Annotated in this window: 7 protein-coding genes; 4 read left to right on the top strand and 3 right to left on the bottom strand. The window is 65.7% G+C overall.

The features are described from left to right. Nucleotides 1-497 precede the first annotated feature (497 nt). Entirely contained in the window at nucleotides 498-932 is a 435-nt protein-coding gene (locus AB4Y73_RS20285; RefSeq protein ID WP_441874471.1) for a DoxX family protein, read from the bottom strand. A gap of 124 nt (nucleotides 933-1,056) precedes the next feature. Between AB4Y73_RS20285 and AB4Y73_RS20280 the strand changes: the two genes are divergently transcribed. The 3 genes from AB4Y73_RS20280 (at nucleotide 1,057) to AB4Y73_RS20270 (ending at nucleotide 3,504) form a co-directional block, all read left to right on the top strand. Then, nucleotides 1,057-2,409 (top strand): MATE family efflux transporter, encoded by a 1,353-nt coding sequence (locus tag AB4Y73_RS20280; RefSeq protein ID WP_441874469.1) that lies wholly within the window; start codon nucleotides 1,057-1,059, stop codon nucleotides 2,407-2,409. Between the two features lie 25 nt (nucleotides 2,410-2,434). Continuing rightward, nucleotides 2,435-3,025 carry a hypothetical protein gene (locus tag AB4Y73_RS20275; RefSeq protein ID WP_441874467.1) on the top strand — a complete coding sequence of 197 codons (591 nt, stop codon included), beginning with the start codon at nucleotides 2,435-2,437 and terminating at the stop codon, nucleotides 3,023-3,025. Nucleotides 3,026-3,132: 107 nt separating this feature from the next. Then, complete coding sequence (locus tag AB4Y73_RS20270) at nucleotides 3,133-3,504, top strand: hypothetical protein (protein ID WP_441874466.1); 372 nt, start codon at nucleotides 3,133-3,135, stop codon at nucleotides 3,502-3,504. Here the strand turns inward: AB4Y73_RS20270 and AB4Y73_RS20265 are convergent. Beyond that, on the bottom strand, nucleotides 3,501-4,076 hold the full coding sequence (locus tag AB4Y73_RS20265; RefSeq protein ID WP_441874464.1) for a CGNR zinc finger domain-containing protein: 576 nt from the start codon (nucleotides 4,074-4,076) through the stop codon (nucleotides 3,501-3,503). The genes AB4Y73_RS20270 and AB4Y73_RS20265 overlap by 4 nt on opposite strands. A gap of 71 nt (nucleotides 4,077-4,147) precedes the next feature. Between AB4Y73_RS20265 and AB4Y73_RS20260 the strand changes: the two genes are divergently transcribed. After that, complete coding sequence (locus AB4Y73_RS20260; RefSeq protein ID WP_441874462.1) at nucleotides 4,148-5,149, top strand: EamA family transporter; 1,002 nt, start codon at nucleotides 4,148-4,150, stop codon at nucleotides 5,147-5,149. 97 nt (nucleotides 5,150-5,246) lie between these two features. Here AB4Y73_RS20260 and AB4Y73_RS20255 read toward each other — a convergent pair. After that, on the bottom strand, nucleotides 5,247-5,525 hold a 279-nt coding region (locus AB4Y73_RS20255), incomplete at its 5' end, for a WXG100 family type VII secretion target (protein ID WP_441872011.1).

Here is a 5,525-nt window from a genome sequence, read left to right as displayed (position 1 = left end):
TTCCCCTCCGCAGGGACCCGGACACAACACACGAGTTCGGCTTTGCCGATATCCAGGGCAGCGACCCTGCCAATAATCTGTTCCTCATCCTCGATTGCCGCCAGCATGATCGTGTTCATCTCCTCACGAAAAACACCCGCTCTGATTGCGTAGGCGGCCGCCCGCGGGGATCACCGGGAAAAATCGGAATCTAGTCCTCGTTCTTGGCAAAAGAAACAGTGAAGGGCCCACGGCGTGATCCCCGGCACCCGGCTTAACGACGGCCTGAAAGAACCATAGTGACTACGGCGTCGGCAGGCGACCACAGGCACATTTTCAGCCCGGAACGGGCGCCCCGCAAGGGGCATACAAGCTTAATGGCCTTATAAAGCCGAAACGCTCCCTCACTTTCCTCAAGAAAGTGAGAGAGCGTACCGTTCGAACGCCCATTAAGTGAGAGAGCGTCCGGGGCGGGAAGGGGGCTGGGTGGGGGGAGTGCGGGCGGCGTACCGAGTGGCTTAGGCGAGGACTGCCAGTTTGTTGTTCATGCGGCCGAACAGTGCGCGGTCCACGGAGATGCGGCCGGCGCCGGTGAGGGCAAGTGCCAGGGCGGCAGCACCCAGGAGCAGTACGAGTTCGAACCCGCCCTTGTCAGCGTAAACGCCGGCGCCGGCGTGTACCAGGACGATCGCGCCGATCATGTCCAGGGCAAGCATCGCGGCGACCACGCGGGTGAGCACGCCCAGGATGAGCGCGATGCCGCCGGCCAGTTCGAGGCCTGCGACCAGGGGTGCGGCCACGTTGGCTGCGGGCACGCCCATCTGGGTGAAGGCGGCTTGGGTGCCCGCGATGGTCCACTCGTTGAACTTCTGCCAGCCGTGGGCGGCAAAGAGGAAGCCAAGGGCGACGCGCAGGATGGTCAGGGCGGTGGTGGTGAGGCGTGACTGGTTCATGGTTCGAGTGTCCCGCAGTATTGGTTGAAGTGTCAACTAATGTAGCGCTTTTGTGGTCTTTGTCATGACTCGGTACGTCATGGAGGCCCGGCATCCACGGCTGGGCCGCCACTAAGCTGGCACTGTGCCGAACCCATCCTCCGCTGTTGCCGTGGTGCGCCCCGCCAGTCCCGCCCGGGACATCCTGCGGCTGGCGGTCCCCGCGTTTGGCGCGCTGATTGCCGAGCCGCTCTTCCTGCTCGCGGATTCGGCCATCGTGGGACATTTGGGTGTCGCCCAGCTGGCTGGCGTGGGGCTAGCCTCCGCAGTGCTGCATACCGCCGTCGGCCTGATGATTTTCCTCGCCTACTCCACTACCCCTGCGGTCGCCCGGGCTATGGGCCGCGGTCAGTTGGGCAAGGCCCTCGCCGCAGGGCGCGACGGCGTCTGGCTGGCTCTCCTGCTGGGCTTCGTCCTGGCAGTGGCAGGGTTTTGGACCGCGGAACCCCTGGTCACGCTGATGGGGGCGGAAGGCGACGTCCGGGCTTTTGCCGTGGACTATCTGCGCTGGTCGATGCCGGGCTTGGTGGCCATGTTGCTGATCTTCGCCGGAACGGGAGTCCTCCGTGGACTTCAGGACACCAGGACGCCGCTGGTGGTGGCCACAGCCGGGTTCGCCCTCAACATCCTGCTTAATCTGTGGCTGGTCTATGGCCTCGGCTGGTCCGTAGCCGGCTCGGCGATCGGGACAAGTGTGGCGCAGTGGGTCATGGCTGCCGTCTATCTGGTGATGGTCAACCGGAATGCGGTTAGGCACGGCGTCAGCCTGATGCCGGACTGGAGCGGCATCAGGGCAATGACCCGCGTCGGTTCCTGGCTGATGCTCCGCACAGTGAGCCTGCGCGTCGCCATCCTGGCCACGGTCTTTGTGGTCACGGGCCAAGGTGCGGTGAACCTCGCGGCCCACCAGCTGGCCATGACCATTTTCACGTTTCTCGCATTTGCCCTCGATGCCCTCGCGATCGCTGCGCAGGCCCTGATCGGCAAGGAACTGGGTGCGTCAAACCCGGCCACCGCACGGCTACTGACACGGACAATGATTCGTTGGGGTACCGGGTTCGGCGTCATCACCGGCGTGCTGCTGGCCGTCGCTGCGCCATGGGCCGGGGCGTTGTTCACCTCGGACCCCGGCGTCCACTCTGCCCTGATGTACGCCCTCTGGATCCTTGCGGCCGGCCAACCCGTCGCCGGCTACGTTTTTGTCCTGGACGGGGTGCTGATCGGAGCCGGCGATGCCAGGTACCTGGCGCTGGCCGGGGTGGTGAACCTTGCCGTCTACGCCCCGCTGCTGGTAGCCGTGGCCGTCGCCGGCGGACCGGCGCCGGCGGGGCTCGCGTGGTTGTGGGCGGCTTTTGCCCTGGGCTACATGGCGGCCCGCGCCGTGACCCTGGGCCTCCGCGCCCGGTCGGACCGCTGGATGGTGCTGGGTTCGCCATAGGACCCGCTCCCACTAAACTGGACCGGTGAACCAATCACTGACCCCCGCAGACACAGCCGCAGACACCGCCCAGCAGGCTGACCTGTGGAAGCCGGTACTGCTCCGTGCTCTGGCCGCACTCGCCTTCGGCGCCCTGACAATTTTTTGGCCTTCGCCGTCAATCCAGGTCATGGGCTGGGCAGGCGGGCTATATCTGCTGGGCACCGGCCTGCTGCTGCTCTGGGGAATCCCGAAGACGGGTTACACGCGGAACCGGATGCCCGGCAAAATCCTCTCCGCAGCCGGGGCCGTCCTGACAGGTGCCGGTGCTGCGCTGGTACTGCTGTACGGGGACAGGGTCTTTGGCGTGGTCGCGGCCCTCGGCCTCGGACTGGCCGGAGCGGTGGAGCTCTATTGCGGAGTCCGGTACCGCGCGCGCCACGTGCTAGCCCGCGACTGGATCGCCTCCGGCATTGTCGGCCTCGGCACTGCGGTGTGTCTTCCCTTCTTCATCAGCCTGGGAGCCCATGCCCTGCTGGGTGTAGCCGGCGGCGGGGCCATCATCTCCGGCGTCTTGTGGGTCCTGTCCGGGCTGACCCTGAGGCACGATGCCCGGGGCGGCTCCCGGAAGCCGTAAACTAGAAGCAGACCGTTCTACCCGGCGTAGAAAATCTGCCGGGCCGGGACAATTCACAACATTTGATATCAGCAGGTCGATCCGGCCTGGCTGTAGGAGGAAATATCGTGGCAGACCAGCAACCAGGCAAACCGCGCAAGCTGCGGACCTCGGTGAAGGGGCCGCTGATGTTTTCCGCGTTCTGGGCCGTCCTCGCCTTCGTGTCCGTGTTGATCTTCGCTTCCGGCGGAAGCGCAAAGGCCCCGCGGTTCGATCTTGCCTTCACGGGCGCCGGCATCGCTTTCATTGTCACGCTGGTGATAGCCGCCATGCTCTCCATGAGCTATAAGGAAAACGCCGAACACCTGGGCAAGGGCTCCGGGATCAACCTCAGCTCGGACAAGAAGACCTCGCACGGATTCGGTGGGAGCAGCCAGGACCACACGGGCGGCTCTTCGGAAACCCCCGACGCCGACGGCCCGGGTACCAGCCGCTCCTAGCTTCCTAAAACCGCGCCCGCCGGCCCGCGGCCCGCTGTCGCCTGCCGCGCCCGGTAAGCCGCGACGTGCGCCCGGTTGGCGCAGTTCCCGGTGTCGCAGTACCTTTTGGACCGGTTTCGGCTCAGGTCCAGCACCACGGCGTCGCAGTCGTCCGCCGCGCAGACCAGCAGGCGGTCCATCTCCTTGCTTCGGATGACGTCCACCAGGGCCATGGCGGCCTCCGTGCCCATCCTGTCTGCGAGCGGTGCCTCCCCGGTGGTGGCGTGCAGATGCCAGTCCCACCCGTCGTGCTTCATCAGCTGGGGGAGTGCATTGGCCTCGCGCAGCAGCCGGTTGACGCCAGCCACCGCCGTGTCCTCGTCCGCCGTCCAGAGCGTGGTCAGCCGACCACGCAGTTCATGCACGCTCGCCACTTCCGCGTCGTCGCGGACGCGGGAGCCGCTGAACCGCTCCGCGTCAATGAAGTGGTCAAGGTCGGCCACGGTAGCCAAGGATTCACGTCCGTTCGTCGCCGTGTTGATGAGGTTGACCACCGTGCGCAGGGCAACTTCGGTGTCAGGGGCAAATACCATCTTGACTCCTTACCGATGCCGGGCGTAATGTCAGGACCATAACCCCACTTTACTCCTGACAGGAGGCGCCGGTGTCCGCCGCCCTCAACCCCGCAGCCGCGCGGGGATTCCTCGGCTCCGGCTTGGGGATCGCGCTCTTCTCTTCCGCTGTCTTCGGACTCTCCGGCTCCTTTGCCAAAGCGCTACTGGAGTCCGGGTGGTCACCCGGCGCCGCCGTGACCGCGCGACTGACCGGTGCCGCCTTGATCCTGGTACTTCCCGCGGTCCTGGCTTTGCAGGGACGGTGGCACCAGCTCAGGGACAACTGGGTCACCATCGGCCTTTTCGGCCTTATCGGGGTGGCCGCGTGCCAACTCTTCTATTTCAACGCCGTGGCACGCCTCTCCGTGGGGGTGGCGCTGCTGCTTGAGTACCTTGCCCCGGTGCTCATTGTGCTGTGGCTCTGGGCAGCCAGCCGCAAACGCCCGCGGGTCTGGACTGTCGGCGGAACCGTGCTGTCCCTCGCAGGCCTGGTGCTGGTGCTGGACCTTACCGGCGCAGTCAAAATTGACGTCGTCGGGGTTCTCTGGGGGCTGGCCGCTGCGGTGTGCCTGGCCATCTATTTCTTCATCACGGCGAAGGAGAACGATTCCCTGCCGCCGATCGTGCTGGCCTCAGGCGGCCTCCTGGTGGGAGCGGCAGTGATGTGGCTGGCCGCTGCCACGGGACTGCTTCCCATGGCCTTCAGCACTGCGGACACCCGGCTGGGCCCCTGGATTGCGCCATGGTGGGTTCCCTTGTCGGGGCTGATAATATTGGCCACTGTCCTGGCCTACGTTTCCGGCATCATGGCTGCCCGCGCGCTCGGCTCCAAGGTGGCGTCTTTCGTCTCGCTGACGGAGGTGCTGTTCGCCGTGATCTGGGCGTGGCTGCTTCTGGGTGAGCTGCCCGGTGCGATTCAGCTTGTGGGCGGTGTGTTTATTGTCGCCGGCGTGGTCCTGGTGCGGCTGGATGAGCTGCGCGCCGGTGCCGCGGTTCCCCCCGGCATGGCGGCGCCCTTGGATCACGCGAACGACGTCGAGCCTGTCCCCTGAGTGGCGCGCTAACTGAGTGCCGCAGCCATAGGGGAGCCCCGATTAACCAGGAGGGCCCGGACGGTGTGTCCGGGCCCTCGGTCAAGCAAGAGCGGGCTTAGCGTGAAGCCTGGTCCTGCTCGTTGGCGTTCCTGGTGGCCTTCTGGCCGGCATCCTTGAGCGCCTGGATGACCTGGTTCAAAGCACTGGTGTGCGTGCCGGACCATTCGCTGCGGAAGGTCTTCGCGTCCGGGCCTTCCCAGACGGTGCTGTCCAGCAGGCGGGTGAGGTTGCTCCGCTGCTGCTCGATCTCCGAAGCACCGGCCTGCAGCTTCGTGCCAAGAGTCCTGAGCTGCTCTACATCTGCGCCCCAAATAGCCATCAGTTTCTCCTCATA

The organism is Pseudarthrobacter sp. TAF60_1 (assembly GCF_052113505.1).
GTDB lineage: Bacteria > Actinomycetota > Actinomycetes > Actinomycetales > Micrococcaceae > Arthrobacter.
Note: the sequence above shows the minus strand (reverse complement) of the source record. Positions and strands in the feature narration are given on the sequence as shown.